Source organism: Amycolatopsis sp. NPDC051903 (genome assembly GCF_044452505.1).
Lineage (GTDB): Bacteria > Actinomycetota > Actinomycetes > Mycobacteriales > Pseudonocardiaceae > Amycolatopsis.
The window spans coordinates 219,745-235,620 of sequence record NZ_JBITBT010000008.1; the positions used below are offsets into that span (position 1 = coordinate 219,745).

The 15,876-nt window shown below is 71.2% G+C and carries 15 protein-coding genes; 6 read left to right on the plus strand and 9 right to left on the minus strand.

Going from position 1 to position 15,876, the window contains the following annotated elements:
• Nucleotides 1-27 precede the first annotated feature (27 nt).
• On the minus strand, nt 28-1,452 hold the full coding sequence (locus ACIA77_RS20740) for a short-chain fatty acyl-CoA regulator family protein (protein ID WP_395887531.1): 1,425 nt from the start codon (nt 1,450-1,452) through the stop codon (nt 28-30).
• A gap of 229 nt (nt 1,453-1,681) precedes the next feature.
• On the opposite strand from ACIA77_RS20740, the gene aceA reads away from it, so the two are divergent.
• Entirely contained in the window at nt 1,682-2,971 is a 1,290-nt protein-coding gene (aceA, locus tag ACIA77_RS20745; RefSeq protein WP_395887532.1) for an isocitrate lyase, read from the plus strand.
• A gap of 74 nt (nt 2,972-3,045) precedes the next feature.
• Nucleotides 3,046-4,653, plus strand: coding sequence for a malate synthase A (aceB, locus tag ACIA77_RS20750; protein WP_395887533.1), 1,608 nt, complete (start codon nt 3,046-3,048; stop codon nt 4,651-4,653).
• A 268-nt stretch (nt 4,654-4,921) separates the two neighbouring features.
• On the opposite strand, the gene ACIA77_RS20755 is transcribed toward aceB, so the two are convergent.
• Nucleotides 4,922-5,470, minus strand: coding sequence for a TetR/AcrR family transcriptional regulator (locus ACIA77_RS20755; RefSeq protein WP_395887534.1), 549 nt, complete (start codon nt 5,468-5,470; stop codon nt 4,922-4,924).
• A gap of 90 nt (nt 5,471-5,560) precedes the next feature.
• Between ACIA77_RS20755 and ACIA77_RS20760 the strand changes: the two genes are divergently transcribed.
• Together ACIA77_RS20760 and ACIA77_RS20765 are read left to right on the plus strand one after the other, a co-directional pair.
• Entirely contained in the window at nt 5,561-6,019 is a 459-nt protein-coding gene (locus ACIA77_RS20760) for a nuclear transport factor 2 family protein (protein ID WP_395887535.1), read from the plus strand.
• Between the two features lie 55 nt (nt 6,020-6,074).
• Complete coding sequence (locus ACIA77_RS20765) at nt 6,075-6,854, plus strand: class I SAM-dependent methyltransferase (protein WP_395887536.1); 780 nt, start codon at nt 6,075-6,077, stop codon at nt 6,852-6,854.
• Nucleotides 6,855-7,158: 304 nt separating this feature from the next.
• Here ACIA77_RS20765 and ACIA77_RS20770 read toward each other — a convergent pair whose 3' ends face one another.
• The 3 genes from ACIA77_RS20770 to ACIA77_RS20780 form a co-directional block, all read right to left on the minus strand.
• Complete coding sequence (locus ACIA77_RS20770) at nt 7,159-7,710, minus strand: metallophosphoesterase family protein (RefSeq protein WP_395887537.1); 552 nt, start codon at nt 7,708-7,710, stop codon at nt 7,159-7,161.
• Nucleotides 7,711-7,772: 62 nt separating this feature from the next.
• The gene (locus ACIA77_RS20775) at nt 7,773-8,426 is read right to left on the minus strand and encodes a phosphoribosyltransferase (protein ID WP_395887538.1); all 654 of its coding nucleotides are present in this window, start codon (nt 8,424-8,426) and stop codon (nt 7,773-7,775) included.
• A gap of 132 nt (nt 8,427-8,558) precedes the next feature.
• Entirely contained in the window at nt 8,559-9,812 is a 1,254-nt protein-coding gene (locus tag ACIA77_RS20780) for a glycosyltransferase family 4 protein (protein WP_395887539.1), read from the minus strand.
• Nucleotides 9,813-9,891: 79 nt separating this feature from the next.
• On the opposite strand from ACIA77_RS20780, the gene ACIA77_RS20785 reads away from it, so the two are divergent.
• On the plus strand, nt 9,892-11,694 hold the full coding sequence (locus tag ACIA77_RS20785; protein ID WP_395887540.1) for a glycoside hydrolase family 2 protein: 1,803 nt from the start codon (nt 9,892-9,894) through the stop codon (nt 11,692-11,694).
• Nucleotides 11,695-11,748: 54 nt separating this feature from the next.
• Here the strand turns inward: ACIA77_RS20785 and ACIA77_RS20790 are convergent, their stop codons facing one another.
• From ACIA77_RS20790 to ACIA77_RS20800, 3 genes are read right to left on the minus strand one after another with little or no spacing between them, the layout of a single operon-like run.
• Nucleotides 11,749-12,237 carry a glutathione peroxidase gene (locus ACIA77_RS20790; protein WP_395887541.1) on the minus strand — a complete coding sequence of 163 codons (489 nt, stop codon included), beginning with the start codon at nt 12,235-12,237 and terminating at the stop codon, nt 11,749-11,751.
• 29 nt (nt 12,238-12,266) lie between these two features.
• Entirely contained in the window at nt 12,267-13,802 is a 1,536-nt protein-coding gene (locus tag ACIA77_RS20795) for a 1,4-alpha-glucan branching protein domain-containing protein (protein WP_395887542.1), read from the minus strand.
• Complete coding sequence (locus ACIA77_RS20800; protein WP_395887543.1) at nt 13,799-14,572, minus strand: methyltransferase domain-containing protein; 774 nt, start codon at nt 14,570-14,572, stop codon at nt 13,799-13,801. Before ACIA77_RS20800 ends, ACIA77_RS20795 begins: the two co-directional genes overlap by 4 nt.
• A 53-nt stretch (nt 14,573-14,625) precedes the next feature.
• Between ACIA77_RS20800 and ACIA77_RS20805 the strand changes: the two genes are divergently transcribed.
• Nucleotides 14,626-15,051 carry a hypothetical protein gene (locus ACIA77_RS20805; protein WP_395887544.1) on the plus strand — a complete coding sequence of 142 codons (426 nt, stop codon included), beginning with the start codon at nt 14,626-14,628 and terminating at the stop codon, nt 15,049-15,051.
• On the opposite strand, the gene ACIA77_RS20810 is transcribed toward ACIA77_RS20805, so the two are convergent.
• The gene (locus ACIA77_RS20810) at nt 15,029-15,868 is read right to left on the minus strand and encodes a DegV family protein (RefSeq protein WP_395887545.1); all 840 of its coding nucleotides are present in this window, start codon (nt 15,866-15,868) and stop codon (nt 15,029-15,031) included. The two genes, ACIA77_RS20805 and ACIA77_RS20810, sit on opposite strands and share 23 nt — an antisense overlap.
• Nucleotides 15,869-15,876 lie beyond the last annotated feature (8 nt).

A 15,876-nucleotide genomic window follows, 5' to 3' on the forward strand; every position in this document is an offset into this window, starting at 1 on the left:
GGCCCACTCCCGGTGCACCGGCGCTTCTCACACCTTGGGAACCGCCGGGTACGGCACGAACGTGCTGGTGTTCTCGTCGACGGTCAGCGGTTTGCCGATCGCGGGGAAGGCGCGCTGGGAGCAGTTCGGGCGTTCGCAGACCTTGCAGCCCATGCCGATGGGCGTCGCGGCGGCGGGCTCGTCCAGGTCGAGGCCCGTCGAGTACACGAGCCGGCCGGCGTGGCGCAGTTCGCAGCCGAGGCCGACGGTGAAGGTCTTGCCCGGGCTGCCGTAGCCGCCGATGTTGCGGGAGACCGTGCGGGCGATCCAGAAGTACCGCTTGCCATCGGGCAGCGCGGCGATCTGGGTGTGGATCTTGCCCGGCGAAGCGAAGGCCTCGTAGATGTTCCACAACGGGCACGCCCCGCCCACGCGGGAGAAGTGGAAGCCCGCCGCGGACTGGCGCTTGGACATGTTGCCGGCGCGGTCGACGCGCACGAAGGAGAACGGGATGCCGCGCTGCTTCGGCCGCTGCAGCGTGGAGAGGCGGTGGGAAACCGTCTCGAAACCCACGCCGAAGTGGTCGCACAGGCGCTCGATGTCGTAGCGGAACTGCTCCGCCGTCGCCAGGAACGGCCCGTACGGCAGGATCAGGGCGCCCGCGAAGTAGTTCGCCAGGCCGACGCGCGCGAGCGTGCGCGCGGCCGGGCCCGAGAACGCCCACGAATCGGCCAGTTCGGTGATCAGGTCGTCGTACTCAAGCAGCGCGATCTGCGAAGCCATGCGAAACGCCTGCTGCCCCACGCGCAGGCTCGGGGCCAGCCGCAGCACGCGCGTCGCGGGCTCGTACTTGTGCTGCTGGCCTTTCGCCTCGTCGAGGCCGTCGCTGGTGACGTTCACGCCGTAGCGCTGCCAGAGCCGGTCCTTCAGCGACGTCAGCGCGGTGCCGCGGCGCAGCGGGATCTCCGCGGCCATGCGCTCGGCGCGCTCGTCGAGCTCGGCGACGTAGTTCTCGCGTTCGTAGAAGAAGTCGCGCACCTCTTCGTGCGGCAGCGGCGCGGCGGCGCTGCCGTGCAGGCCCAGGCCGTTTTCAGTGGTCAGCGCGGCCGTGCTCTCCACGGCGTTGCGGTAGCTGCGGTGCAGCTTCACCAGCGCCTGAGCGATCGAGGGCAGGTTGGAGGCCAGCTCGTTGAGCTCGCTGGTGGTCACGTCGACGCCGACGACCTCGTCGAGCAGCGCCTCCTTCACGTCCGCGACCAGGCGAGACGTGTCGTTGTTGGCGAAGAACTCCGTGTCGACGCCGAACGCCTGGGTGATCCGCAGCAGCACCGGCACGGTCAGCGGGCGGGAGTTGTGCTCGATCTGATTCAGGTAACTGGGTGAGATCTCGAGCACACGAGCGAGGTCGGCCTGGCTCATCGAGCGGCTCTCGCGCAGATGCCGCAACCGCGCCCCGGCGAAAGTTTTGTCCATCTCTCCTCCGATCGGCCGCAAGGTTTCCGGCCCTGAACGATTACGTGAACGATCAAGCCCGGCGTTTTTCGCTCGCGTTGCGAACCCGTGATTCGCAAGCTTTGCAAGATGGTACGCAACATTCACAGAAATTGGCAAATTGGAGCTATGGACCGCCTTTTCGTGCTCGTGTCACGGTTGTGACCAGGCAAGGCGAGCGATCGCAAACTTCGCAACACGGGAGAGTCCGATGACCGAGCAGGCCAAGCAGCTCGAGCAGGCGGCGGCCGAGCTGGCCGAGCAGTGGAAGACCGACCCCCGCTGGGCGGGCGTCCAGCGGACCTACTCCGCCGCCGACGTGGTGAAGTTGCGGGGCTCCGTCACCGAGGAGCACACGCTGGCCCGCCGGGGCGCGGAGCGGCTGTGGAAGCTCCTGCACACCGAGGACTACGTCAACTCCCTCGGCGCCCTCACCGGCAACCAGGCCGTGCAGCAGGTCCGCGCGGGCCTCAAGGCCATCTACCTGTCCGGCTGGCAGGTCGCGGCCGACGCCAACCTGGCCGGCCAGACCTACCCGGACCAGAGCCTGTACCCGGCGAACTCGGTTCCGGCCGTCGTCCGCCGCATCAACAACGCGCTGGGCCGCGCCGACCAGATCAACTGGGCCGAGGGCAACACCGACATCGACTGGTACGCGCCGATCGTCGCCGACGCCGAGGCCGGCTTCGGTGGCCCGCTCAACGCGTTCGAGCTGATGAAGGGCATGATCGCCGCCGGCGCCGCGGGCGTGCACTGGGAGGACCAGCTCGCGTCCGAGAAGAAGTGCGGCCACCTCGGCGGCAAGGTGCTGATCCCGACCAAGCAGCACGAGCGGACCCTGAACGCCGCCCGCCTCGCCGCGGACGTGCTCGACGTGCCCTCGCTCGTCGTCGCCCGCACCGACGCGCAGGCCGCGACGCTGCTGACCAGCGACGTCGACGAGCGCGACCGGAAGTACCTGACCGGCGGGCGCACGTCGGAGGGCTTCTACGAGGTCACCAACGGCATCGAGCCGTGCATCGACCGCGGCCTGGCCTACGCGCAGTACGCCGACCTGCTGTGGATGGAGACGTCGACGCCGGACCTCGAGGTCGCCCGCAAGTACGCCGAGGCGATCAAGGCCGAGCACCCGGACCAGATGCTGGCCTACAACTGCTCGCCGTCGTTCAACTGGAAGAAGCACCTCGACGACGACACCATCGCGCGGTTCCAGCGCGAGCTCGGCGCCATGGGCTACAAGTTCCAGTTCATCACGCTGGCCGGCTTCCACGCCCTGAACTACTCGATGTTCGACTTGGCGCACGGCTACGCCCGCGAAGGCATGACCGCCTACGTCGACCTGCAGGAGCGCGAATTCGCTTCGGAGGAGCGCGGCTACACCGCCACGAAGCACCAGCGTGAGGTCGGCACCGGCTGGTTCGACCTGGTGTCCACGGCGCTGAACCCGGAGAGCTCGACCACCGCGCTCAAGGGTTCCACCGAAGAAGACCAGTTCCACTGACGCAGCAGTTCTCCCCGCGGGCCGGCGACCCGGTCGCCGGCCCGCCCCCTTCCTTTTCTTCGCGGAGGCAAGAGATGGCCGACAAGCTGAACTACCGCATCGAGGTCGCCGGACCCGCCGGTGACCGGTTCGCCGAGATCCTCACCCCGGCCGCGCTCGAGTTCGTGGCCAAGCTCGACAACACCTTCGCCGGCCGCCGCCGCGAGCTGCTCGACGAGCGGCGCCGTCGTCGCGAGCGCCTGCAGGCGGGCGAGGAGCACCTCGACTTCCTGCCCGAGACGCGCCGCATCCGCGCCGACGACAGCTGGCGCATCGCGCCGCCCGCGCCCGGTCTCGAAGACCGCCGCGTGGAGATCACCGGCCCGACGGACCGCAAGATGACCGTCAACGCGCTGAACTCCGGCGCGAAGGTCTGGCTGGCCGACTTCGAGGACGCGACTTCGCCGACGTGGCACAACATCGTCGACGGCCAGATCAACCTCTACGACGCGATCCGCCGCAACATCGACTTCACTACTGAGCAGGGCAAGCGCTACACCATCGGCGAAGACCCGGCGACGATCGTCGCCCGCCCGCGCGGCTGGCACCTGGTGGAGAAGCACGTCCGGATCGACGGGCGCCCGCTGTCGGCGAGCCTGGTCGACTTCGGCCTGTACTTCTTCCACAACGCGCGCCAGCTGATCGCGCGCGGCAGCGGCCCGTACTTCTACTTGCCGAAGCTCGAGAACCACCTCGAAGCTCGGCTGTGGAACGACGTTTTCCTGTTCGCGCAGCAGGAACTCGGCATCCCGCGCGGCACGATCCGCGCCACGGTCCTGATCGAGACGATCACTGCGGCTTTTGAGATGGACGAGATCCTGTTCGAGCTGCGCGAGCACGCCTCGGGCCTGAACGCGGGCCGCTGGGACTACATCTTCAGCGTCATCAAGAACTTCTCCGCGCACGGCGCCGACTTCGTGCTGCCGGACCGCGCGCAGGTGACGATGACGGTCCCGTTCATGCGCGCCTACACCGAGCTGCTGGTGCGCACGTGCCACCACCGCGGCGCGCACGCGATCGGCGGCATGGCGGCGTTCATCCCGAGCAAGGACCCCGAGGCGAACGCGACCGCGTTCGAGAAGGTCCGCCAGGACAAGGAACGCGAAGCGGGCGACGGTTTCGACGGTTCGTGGGTCGCGCACCCCGGCCTGGTGCCCGTCTGCCGCGAGGTCTTCGACACCGTGCTCGGCGGCTGGCCGAACCAGCTGGGCCGCCTGCGCGAGGACGTCGACGTCACCGCGGCCGACCTGCTGGACGTCGCGTCCGCCGGCGGCGAGGTCACGGAAGGAGGTGTGCGGGCGAACATCAACGTCGCCTTGCGCTACCTCGACTCCTGGCTGCGCGGCACGGGCGCCGCGGCCATCCACCACCTCATGGAAGACGCCGCCACGGCCGAAATCGCGCGCTGCCAGGTCTGGCAGTGGATCCGCAACGGCACGAAGTTCGCCGACGGCACCGCCCTGACCCGCGAACTCGCCGCGGAGTTCCTCGACGAGGAGTACGCCCGCGTCCGCCCCGACCTGCCCACCGGCCACCGCCTCGACGACGCCCGCGCCATCTTCACCGAAACCGCCCTCGGCGACAAACTCCCGAGCTTCCTCACCACCGGCGCCTACGCCCGCCACCTCACGGACTGCCGGTAGCTCCCCCCACTCCGGCCGACCCTGTCCTGACCAGGCCCGGCCGGCCTCGCCCGCACCGCTTTGGGACGGCGCGGACGAGACGGGTCCGGTGGCGGAGGCTCCCCGCCACCGGACCCGGAAACATCGCTTTGCCCGGCCATGTGGCCGGCCCTGTTGGGGGCGGCCATGTGGCTTGTTGGCGGAAGTTCGGGCTGTCGGTGGCGATGCGGGCCGTGGCCGGCCACTGCGACGAGCCACCCGCGACCACCCCACGCCAGAAAAGCCCCGCCTACCCACCAACTCCAGCACGACGAGCAGCCACCAACGTCTCGGCCGCCGCTCGACCCACCAGCGCTTCCCCGGGATCCGACTTGATTGCCGCCAGCACGGTCGCGCCCTCCATCAGCGAGAACAGCTGATCCGCCAGCGCATCCTCGCTCACGAGTCCCCGCAGGTACCGCCGCACCTCGTCCTTGTGGTGCTGGATCGCCGCCGCCACCCCTGGCGCCGGAGTCCCGAACTCGCCGAAGGAGTTCACGAACGCGCAGCCGCGAAAGGTGGGCTCGCTGAACCACGCGTGGAGCCAGTCGAATACCGCCAGTGGATCGTCGCCGCGCGCGGAGACGAACTCCCGGAGCGAGCGCCGCCACCGTTCGTCGCGCTTGTTCAGGTAGGCGGCGACCAGGTCGTCCTTCGACGGGAAAACCTGGTAAAGCCGCTTCAGCGACACGCCGGACCGTTCGCGCACGGCGTCCATCCCGACGGACTGCACGCCCTGGGTGTAGAACAGGTCCTCAGCTGCTTCGAGCAGCCGTTCGGTGGCTTCCGCCGTGTTCACGTGGTGTCCCTCTGGTGCTGAGAATCAACGTTCTCTATGCTACAAGAAACCAAGGAGAACGCGCGTTCTCCACGCATCGGGAGGAGCCCCATGACCGGTCGTCCGCCGTACCCGCCGTTCGACGAGAACACCGCCCGCCAGAAGGTCCAGGCTGCCGAGGACGCCTGGAACACCCGTGACCCCGGGAAGGTCGCGCTCGCCTACACGGAGGATTCCGAGTGGCGCAACCGCGACGTGCACGTGTCCGGCCGCGAGGAGATCGTCAAGTTCCTCACGCAGAAGTGGGAGCGCGAGCTCGACTACGCGCTGCGCAAGGAACTCTGGAGCTTCCACGGCAACCGCATCGCCGTGCGCTTCCAGTACGAGTCGCACGACGCGGCCGGCCAGTGGTACCGCAGCTACGGCAACGAGCTGTGGGAGTTCAGCGAAGACGGCCTCATGCGCCGCCGCGAGGCCAGCATCAACGACCGGCCCATCGACGAGAGCGAGCGCCGGATCTTCGGCAAGCGCCCGGAAGCCGAGCACGGCAAGGAGTTCCCGATCTACTGATCGGCCGTCAGCGAAACCGCGTGCATCCGGCTCGGGCTCCCGTCAGTCTCGGACCATGAGCCTCGGATTCAGCGGAGAAGTCACGGAGTTCTACCACCGCTTCCGCCGCGGGTACCCGCCCGCCGCGTTCGACGCGATCGCGGAAGCGTTCGCCCTGGGCGAGGACGACGTGGTCCTCGACCTCGGGTGCGGCACCGGTCAGCTCACCGTGCCGATGGCCGCGCGCGTCCGCGCCGTCGTGGGCATGGACCCGTCGCCCGACATGCTCGCGCGCGCCCGCCGGGCCGCGGCGGACGCCGGGGTCACCACCGCGTCGTGGCTCCTCGGCGGCGACACCGACGTCCCCGCGCTGGGCGCACTGCTCAGCGGGCTCGGCGCGGTCACCGTCGGGCAAGCCCTGCACTGGATGGACCACGGGGCGCTCTTCGCGGCCGTGAAACCACTGCTGCGCCCCGGCGGCGGGATCGCGGTGGTCACCAACGGCTCACCGCTGTGGCTGCAGGACAGCACGTGGTCGCAGGCCCTGCGCGGCGTCCTGTCCGGCTGGTTCGGCCAGCCCCTCACCGCGACCTGCGGCACCGACGCCGCGAGCCAGGGCCGCTACCGCGCCGCGCTCACCGCCTGCGGGTACACCACCGAAATCCGCACCGTCGCCTACACCGGCGACCTCACCGCGGACGCGATCGTCGGCGGCGTCTACTCCGCCATGGGCGAGGACCAGCTGCCGTCCGCCGAGGAACGCCCGGCGTTCGAGAACCGCATCCGCACCGCGATCGCACCGCACGCGCCGTTCACGGAACCCGTACGCGTGACGATCCTGACCGGCCGCGCCTAGCCGGCGCCACAGGGGGCTGGGTCGAACTACGCGGATCCGCTCGCCGAGCCGCCTGATCACGCGATCGGCCGTTCCCGTGGTGGTTGGAGCACGAAGGTCCACCACCTCGTCGACGGACGACGCCGGCCGCTGGTCGCACTGGTCGGTCCTGGCCAGGCCGGAAACGCGCCGATGTGCCTGCAACACCTGCCACCATCGTCCACCACGAAGTGGACGCCGATCCTCACCGCCGCCGGGCAGGTTCCGTCACCGGCCATCCGACGGCGCCTTCCCAGCTGCCACGCACCATGGTTGTCAGACCCGCCTAACCAGCCAGCTCGGCCGCCACCGCGTCGAGGTGGACCGGCCGCAGGTCGTGCACGTCGAGGCCGACGTTCAGTTGCCGGTCGCGCTTGCGCCACAGGCTGTGGACGTGGCCGTGCAGCAGGGAAAGCCCTTCGTCGGGCAGGCGGTACTGCGAGCCGCGGTCCGCTCCGATGTGGTCGCCCTCGTACGGGAAGTGGCTGAGCAGCACGTTGCGGCCCTCGATGCGCCGGCGCGCGAACGCCTGCACCGTCGCGAAGTGCTCGAGCCACGCGCGCTGGTGCCGGTGCGCCTGGCGCAGCCCGGGCCACGGCTCGTCGTGGTTGCCCGTGACGAGGTGGATCTCGCCGTTGAGCTGCCGCAGCGTGTCGGCGAAGCGTGCGAGCCGGCCCATGCCGACGTCGCCCAGGTGCCACACCTGGTCGCCGGGGCGGACGGTGGCGTTCCACGTTTCGACCACGTGCGCGTCGTGCTCGGCGGGGGTCTCGAACCCGCGCAGGCCGGCCACCAGCTGGTGGTCGAAGTGGGTGTCCGAGGTGAACCAGACGTCCATGGTCGTGCCGCTCCTTCGTCGGCGACCAGCTTGCGCCACGAACCCCGCGCCGCGCCAGGGGTTTACGCACCGTCCGCTGTGGACGGACGCGCGGTTTCGAGCAGCCGCACCACGGTCGCGTCGGACACCTGGTCGAAGTCGGCGTACCACCGGCCCACGGCCCCGAACCGCCTCGGCGCGGCCAGCGCCACCAGCTCGTCCACCTCACCCTCGAACTCCACCAGGGCCTCCGGCGCGCAGACCGGCACGGCCAGCACGACCCGCAGCGCGTCGGGCAGCTGCCGGACGGCGGCCATCGCGGTCACGCCCGTGGCGAGCCCGTCGTCGACCACGAGCACGTCGTGCCCGGTCACCGAGAGCTCCGGCCGGTCGCCCCGGTAGGCCTTCAGCCGGCGGCGCGCTTCGGCGCGTTCGCGTTCACACGCCAGAGCCATCCGCTCCGGCGTGAGCCCGAAAACCTGCAGCGCCGCCATCGAGTAGTACGGCGGGCCCTCCGCCGTCACCGCGCCGACGCCGAACTCCGGCCGCCCCGGCGCCCCGATCTTGCGCGCCACCACGACGTCCAGCGGTGCGTCGAGCGCCCGTGCCACTTCCGCCGCCACGGGGACGCCGCCGCGCGGCAGCCCGAGCACTACAGGCGCCACCCACCGCTCGCGCGCGAGCGCCCGCCCCAGCTTCCGCCCGGCGTCGGTGCGGTCGGCGAACATCACCCTCATGCGTCCCGGCTTCCCGCGCGGGTGCCCGGCGATCCGGTCACCCGCCGCGTTCAGGTAGGCCTACCTACTGCTCCCCCCATTGTTTCCCCGAAGGACGCTCCCGGCACTGCCTCATCTGCCGGGCGGGCCTGCTCAGAGTTCGAACGCGTTGCCCGTGGCGATCTTCGGGCGGCCCAGTTCCACCGGTTCGCCCAGGCGCGCCCGCCGGTAGACCTCCGCGGTCGCTTCGGCGATGCGTCCCCAGTCGAAGTCCGCCGCGAGGCGGGACTGGGCCGCTCGCGCCCGCCGGGTCGCCGCGGCCGCGTCCTCGAGCACGGCCGTGACGGCCGTGGCCAGGCCCGCGACGTCACCGGGTTCGAACGCCAGCCCCGTCTCGCCGTCGACGACGACCTCGCCGAGTCCGCCCGCCGTCGAAGCCACCAGCGGCGCCTTCGCGGCGGCGGCTTCGAGCGCCACGATCCCGAACGGCTCGTACCGGCTCGGCAGCACCACGGCGTCGGCCGCGGCCAGCAGCGCGCGCAGCTCCCGGTCGGGCAGGTGGCCGACGAAGTCCACCGCCCGCCGGATCCGCAGCTTGCGCGCCTGCGTGACGAGTTCGTCGTGGTGGCGCCCCTTGCCGGCGATCACGACGCGCGTGCCGGGGAACTGCCGGCGAACGCGGGGGAGCGCCGCGAGCAGGTCCTGCACGCCCTTCTCCCATTCGAGCCGGCCGAAGAACAGCAGGAACGGCGCGCCGTCGGGGCTGTGCTGCTCGCGCATGCGCGCGACCTCGGCCGCCGACACCCGCCAGCTGCGTTCTTCGATGCCGTTGTGGATCACGGTGACGTCGGCGGCGTCGATTTCGAACAGGTGCGCCACTTCCGCGCGCATGGCCTGCGAGCAGGTGATCACCGCGTCGGCCCGGTTGGCGAGCCACCACTCGACGGAGTGCACCTGCTGGTTGAGCGGGTGCGAGAGCCAGCCGGAGTGCCGGCCGGCTTCGGTCGCGTGGAGCGTGCCCACCAGCGGCACGCGCGCGGCCTCGGCCACGGCGATCGCGGGGTGCGTGACGAGCCAGTCGTGCGCGTGCACGACGTCCGGCTGCCACGTCCGCAGCAGGTCCTGCGCGGCGCGAATCATCGCGTGGCCCATGGCGAGCGTCCACGCGACGAGATCCCGCTCGAACGTCAGGTGCATCGGGTCCTCGGCGACCCGGATCAGCCGCACCCCCTCGGCCACGCGCTCGCTGCGCGGGTGTGTGGACGCGTCGGTGCCGGCCTGGTGGCGGCACAGGACCACCACGTCGTGACCCTGCCTGGCCAGGTGGCGCGCCAGCGCGTGCACGTGCCGGGCGAGCCCGCCGATGACCACGGGCGGGTACTCCCACGACAACATCAGCACGCGCATGGGCAGAGGTTACTCGCCAGTCAATATCGCCGGTTCGCCCGGCTGTCAGGCGTCCGGATGTCTGTCACCATCGAAGGTGATGACTTCCAGCCAGCCCGAGTGGCAGCGCGCGGACGTAACCCTGCCGACGCCGTGGACCGACCGCGTCGGCCCCGAAGACGTGCTCGCCGAGTACCCGAGACCCCAGCTGGTGCGACCGCGGTGGCTGAACCTCAACGGCGTCTGGGACTACGCGGGGTGGCCGGTTTCGTCCGACGACCCCCGGCCGGTCGGCTACGACGAGCGCATCCTGGTCCCCTTCGCACCGGAGTCGGCGCTGTCCGGGATCGGCCGGCACGACGAGGTGCTCTGGTACCGGCGGCTGTTCGAAGTGCCCGGCGACTGGCGGGGACAGCGCGTGCTGCTGCACTTCGGCGCGGTCGACCAGACGGCACGGGTGTGGGTGAACAACCAGCTCGTGGCCACGCACGAAGGCGGCTACTCGGCGTTTTCGGCGGACATCACCGACGTGCTGCGTGCGGCCGGGCCGCAGGAGCTGACCGTACGCGCCGAGGACCGCACCGACATCGCGCCGTTCCCGCTCGGCAAGCAGCGCAACGCACCGGGCGGCATCTGCTACACGCCGACGTCCGGGATCTGGCAGCCGGTGTGGCTCGAACCAGTGCCCGGGCACCGCGTCGCCGAACTGGAGCTCACGCCGGACCTGGCCGGCTTCACCGTGTTCCCGCAGGTCACGGGTGGCGTGGAGGTCGAGCTGGTGGTCTCGGCGGACGGGGCCGAACTCGCGCGCGTGCGCGGTGCCGCGGGCACGCGGCTGCGGGCCGACGTCCCCGAACCACGCTGGTGGACGCCCGAGGACCCGTACCTGTACGACCTGACCGTCCGCCTGCTCGACCGCCACGGCGACGTCCTCGACGAAGTCGCGAGCTACGGCGGCCTGCGCACGGTGAGCGTGGTCCCCGACGCCGGCGGCCGGCCGCGCATCGCGCTCAACGGCCGCGTCACCTTCCTCCACGGGCCGCTCGACCAGGGCTACTGGCCCGACGGCGGCCTGACGGCCCCGACCGACGAAGCGCTGCGCTTCGACCTGGAGAAGACGAAGGAATTCGGCTTCAACTTCGTGCGCAAGCACGTGAAGGTCGAGCCGGCGCGCTGGTACCACTGGGCCGACCGGCTGGGGCTGCTGGTGTGGCAGGACATGCCGTCGCTCGCGGTGTCCTTCGACGGCCCGCCGGGACCGGCGCCCGACCCCGTGCCCGAAGGTGAGGAACGGTTCGAGGAAGGGCTGCGCACGATGGTGCGCCAGCTGCGGAACGCGCCGTCGATCGTCGCGTGGGTGCCCTTCAACGAGGGCTGGGGCGAATTCGACACGGCCCGGATCGCCGAGCTGGTCAAGGACTTGGACCCGACGCGGCTGGTCGTCGCCAACAGCGGGATCAACTGCTGCTTCTCCCGCCCGGACCTCGGCGCCGGCGACGTCTACGACGACCACACGTACGTCGGTCCGGGGGAGCCGCGCGTGCAGGACCACCGCGCGCTCGTCGACGGTGAGTACGGCGGGCTCGGGCTCGTGCTCGACGAGCACCGCTGGCCCGGCCCGCCCAACGCGTACGAGATGACCGCCGACAGCGAAGAGCTCACGCGCCGCTACGCGGAAGTCAGCACGCGATTGGCGGGTCTCGTCGACGAGCTGGCGCTCTCCGGCGCGGTCTACACCCAGACCACGGACGTCGAGAACGAGGTCAACGGCCTGCTCACCTACGACCGCCGGGTGACCAAAGTGGACGAGACCGTCGCGGCGGAGCACAACCGGGCCGTGATCGCCCGCGGCTCGTTCCCGGCTGTGGAGCCGTTGAAACCGCCGGAAACCCCGGCCCAGTAACAGGAGCGCGGGAGAAGGGCGGGGTCGCGCGGACCCCGCCCCTCGTGCCCGGGATCAAGCGGGCAGGACGGCCTCGATCGCCGTGACCACGGCGTCGTCCTCCGGCTCGGTGCGCGGCCGGAAGCGGCCCGCGACCTCACCGTCGGCGTTGATCAGGAACTTCTCGAAGTTCCACTGCACGTCGCCGGCTTCGCCGTCGGCGTCGGTGTTCGCGGTGAGCGAGGTGTACAGCGGGTGCCGGTCCTCGCCGTTCACGTCGATCTTCTCCATCAGCGGGAACGTGACGCCGTAGGTGGTGGAGCAGAACGTCCGGATCTCTTCCGCCGTGCCCGGTTCCTGGCCGGCGAACTGGTTGCACGGGAACCCGACGACGGAGAACCCCTTGTCGCCGAAGCGTTCCTGCAGGCGCTCGAGCCCGGTGTACTGCGGGGTCAGGCCGCACTTCGACGCGACGTTGACCAGCAGCAGCGCCTTGCCGCCGAGCGCGCCCAGGGTGGTGTCCTCGCCCGTGAGCGTCTTCAGCGGGATGTCGCGAATGCTCATTCCTCGGTGTTCCCTTCGTTCCAGCGGTTTCAGTCGTTCGGCGCGAGCAGCCGGCGCGCGTCCAGCTGCCCGAACGGTCCGTCGGCGCGGCGGAACCGCGCCGCCACGTCACGCGCCCGCGCGCGGTCGCCGGAGCGCAAGAGCCCGGCGAGCGCGTCGAAGCGCTCGGTGTGCACGCGGGCGCGGCGGCGCGCGTAATCAGCTGCGGAGTCCTTGGTGACCATGAACGCCCAGTCGCTAGACAGGGCGAGCATCGCCTCGGTGACGGCCTGGTCGGCCACGGTGTCGCGAGCGGTCCGCCCGTGCTCGGCGAAGTGGCCGTCGACGAGGTCCAGCAACCGCTTCTGCAGCGCGGCGTTGTCCTGCACCAGGTCCGCGACCTGCTCGCCGTCCCACACGCGCCAGTCCTTGCCCGAACCCCACGAAGACGCGGGCAGGTCGATCGGTTCGCCCACGTGACCGGCTTCCAGCGCGCCGCGCAGCGTCGTCACGCGCACGCCCGCCTCGGGCAACGCGCGCAGCACGCCTTCGAGCCACGCCGGGCCCTCGTGCCACCAGTGGCCGAACAGCTCCGTGTCGTAGGCCGCCACCACGAGCGACTCCCGGCCGTGCTGCTCCCGCAACGACCGCAGGCGCGCGACGACCGTGTCCACGAAGTCCGCCACGTGCCCACGGAGGACGCTCGCGGCCAGCGCGGGGTCGTACGGCGCCTTCTCGTGCGGCGGCACCTGCTTGCCGGTCACGCGCGCGGATTTGAGGCCCACTTCGTGCGCCCACGTGTGGAAGTCGCGGTACGCGGCGTGCCCGGGGTAACCGGCCTTCGGTGACCACACCCGGTACGTCACCTCGAGGTCGCGGCCGAAGCACACGACGTCGGAGCTGCCGACGGGGCGCGCGGCGGAGGTGTCGCCGCGCAGCGACGGCCCGTCGACCAGGAACCGGCGGACGCCCGCCGCGGCGTACCCGCGCTCCATCCCCGGCTCGTACCCGCACTCCGGCGCCCAGATGCCCGCCGGCCGCCCGCCGAGGCGCAGCGCGGTGTCGGCCAGCCCCTCGCCGAGGAAGAACGCGCGCACGCGCTCGTCGAGCAGCGGCTGGAACGGGTGGGCGAGCGGCCCGCCGAGCAGTTCGACGGTGTCACTGTCCACAAGTGACCGCAGCACGGGGGAGAACCCGTGGCGCCACCGCGTTTCCAGCTCTTCGGTCGCGCGCATCGCCGCCCGGTGCTCGGCCGCGGCCAGGTCGCGCAGCAGCGGGTCGCCGCCCCACAGCGTCGCCGCGTGCTGGGCGCGCAGCTGCCAGTGGCCGAGCCAGTCTTGGCACGCGCGGATCGCGTACGGGTCGTCCAGCTGCGCCGCGAGCACGGGGGTCATCCCGAGCGTCAGCACGTCGCGACGGCCTTCGGCGGCGAAGCGCTGCAGCAGATCGACCACCGGCAGGTACGAATGCGTCCAAGCCTGGTAGAGCCATTCCTCGCCGACCGGCCAGCTGCCGTGGTGGGGCAGCCAGGGCAGGTGGCTGTGCAGGACGAGGCAGAAGGTCCCCTCGGTGGGCGCCGGACTCACGGGCGCACCGCCACAGCGACGAGGTCGAGGCTCGCGGCCAGGTCGTCGGCGCCGATCGCGAAGTCGCCGAGCCGGATCGCGGCGACGTCGGCGAGCAGGTCCGCCGGCCAGACCGCCTGGCCCGGCAGCGAGCCCATGACCACGGCGAGCTGCGCGTCGATGAGCGAGCCGCCGTGGCGCTGCTCGAGTTCCCGCAGGCTCTCGGCGTGGTGCAGACCGTGCAGCGTTTCCACGGCGAAGCCGGCGGCGCGCAGCAGACCGTCCAGTTCGGATGGTGCGAGCTCGCGGGTGTGGAACGGGTTCAGCGGCGTGTCGGAATCCGGCGTGAAGGTGAGCCGGTTGGGTGTGGTGACCAGCAGCTTCCCGCCGGGGCGCAGCACGCGGAAGCACTCGGCGAGGAACCCGCCCTGGTCCCAGAGGTGCTCGATGACCTGGAAGTTCGCGACGACGTCGACGGATCCGCCGGCCAGCGGCAGGTGCACCAGGTTCGCCCGCGCCACCGCGACGTCCGGGTAGCGGCGCCGCACGTGCTCGGTGGTCGGCACGTCGTAGTCCAGGGCCAGCACGCGCTTCGCCTTCGTCGCGATCAGCCCCGCGCCGTAACCCTCGCCGCAGCCCGCCTCCAGCACCGTCGCGCCGGCGCAGTGGGGGAGCAGAGCGGCGTAGGCGGCCTCGTGGCGGCGGAACCAGTAGTTCTCCTCGGGGATGCCCGGGACGGTCCGTTCGCCCGTGAGGTGCAGTGCCTCGGCTCGGGTGGCTGCGTGGGTCACCTGCGCGACCCTAGCGCGTGTCACATTCGCGTTCGCCGGCTCGTTCAAAGCGCATGCAACGGACTGTGACCCGCGTACTGCTCGCCCTGCTCGGCCTCCTCACCGCGGTGTCGGGGCTGTGGCCGACCCTGTCGCCCATGGGCTTCTACCAGGACTTTCCCGGCTTCCGCCACGGCTGGGTCAGCATGGACAGCGTCTTCGACGAACACCTCATCCGCGACTACGGCGCGCTGAGCCTGGCGCTCGCGGCGACGCTGATCGGCGCCGCCGTGATCGGCACCACAGCCGTCGCCCGGCTCGCGTGCATCGCGACGCTGCTGTTCACCGCGCCGCACTTCGCGTACCACCTCGCGCACGCCGGGCACTACGAGCCGCTCGACCGAGCGCTGATCCTCGGCTCGCTGGCGCTGACCGTGCTGGTCCCGCTCGTGCTGCTGTTCGTGCCCGGGCGGAAGGTCAGTTCGTCGGTGACACCGTGATGCTCAGCGCGCCCGGGCCGACGTGCGCGCCGATGACCGTGCTCGCGTCCCCGGACACGACCTCCGTGATGCCGGGGATGCGTTCCTTGAGCCGCCGGACGACCTCGGTCTCGTCGGAGCCGAAGCGGGTCACCGCGATGTCCACGCGCTTGTCGCCCGCCGCCTTCACGGCGAGGTCCACGAGGCGGTTCATCGCGCGCTTCGTGCCGGGTACGCGCGCCAGCGGCGACACCTCGCCGTTGCGGACGGTGAGCAGCGGCTTGATCGCGAACGCCGTGCCCACCAGCGACTGGGCGGCGCCGACGCGGCCGGTGCGCCGCAGGTACTCGAGCGTGTCCACGTAGATCAGCTCGGTCGCGGACCGGACGCGGCGTTCGGCGGCTTCGAGCACGCGCACGAGCTGACCACCGGCGGCGGCGACGCGCGCGCCGGAAATGGCGGCGTAGCCGAGGCTCATGCTGGCCGTTCCGCTGTCGATGATGTGCACGGGGATCCGCACCTGCTGCGCCGCTTCGCGCGCGGCTTGCACGGTCTCCGACAGCCGCCCCGAGATGTGGAGGCTGACGATCGCGGCGGCGCCGCGCGCGGCGGCGTCCTGGTAGGTCCAGAAGAACGCGCCCGGATCGGGCGGCGACGTCGAGACGCGCTGCCCGGCCTTCATCGCGGTGATGAGGTCGGCGCGGTCGAAGCGGTGTTCGTCGTCCATGTGGTTTCCGACGTGCAGCTGGACCTGCACGACGCCGATGCCCCAGCGGGCGGCGAGTTTGTCGGGTAGGCACGAGGTCGAGTCCGTGACTACGGCGATGTGCGCGGGCATGGTCGGGG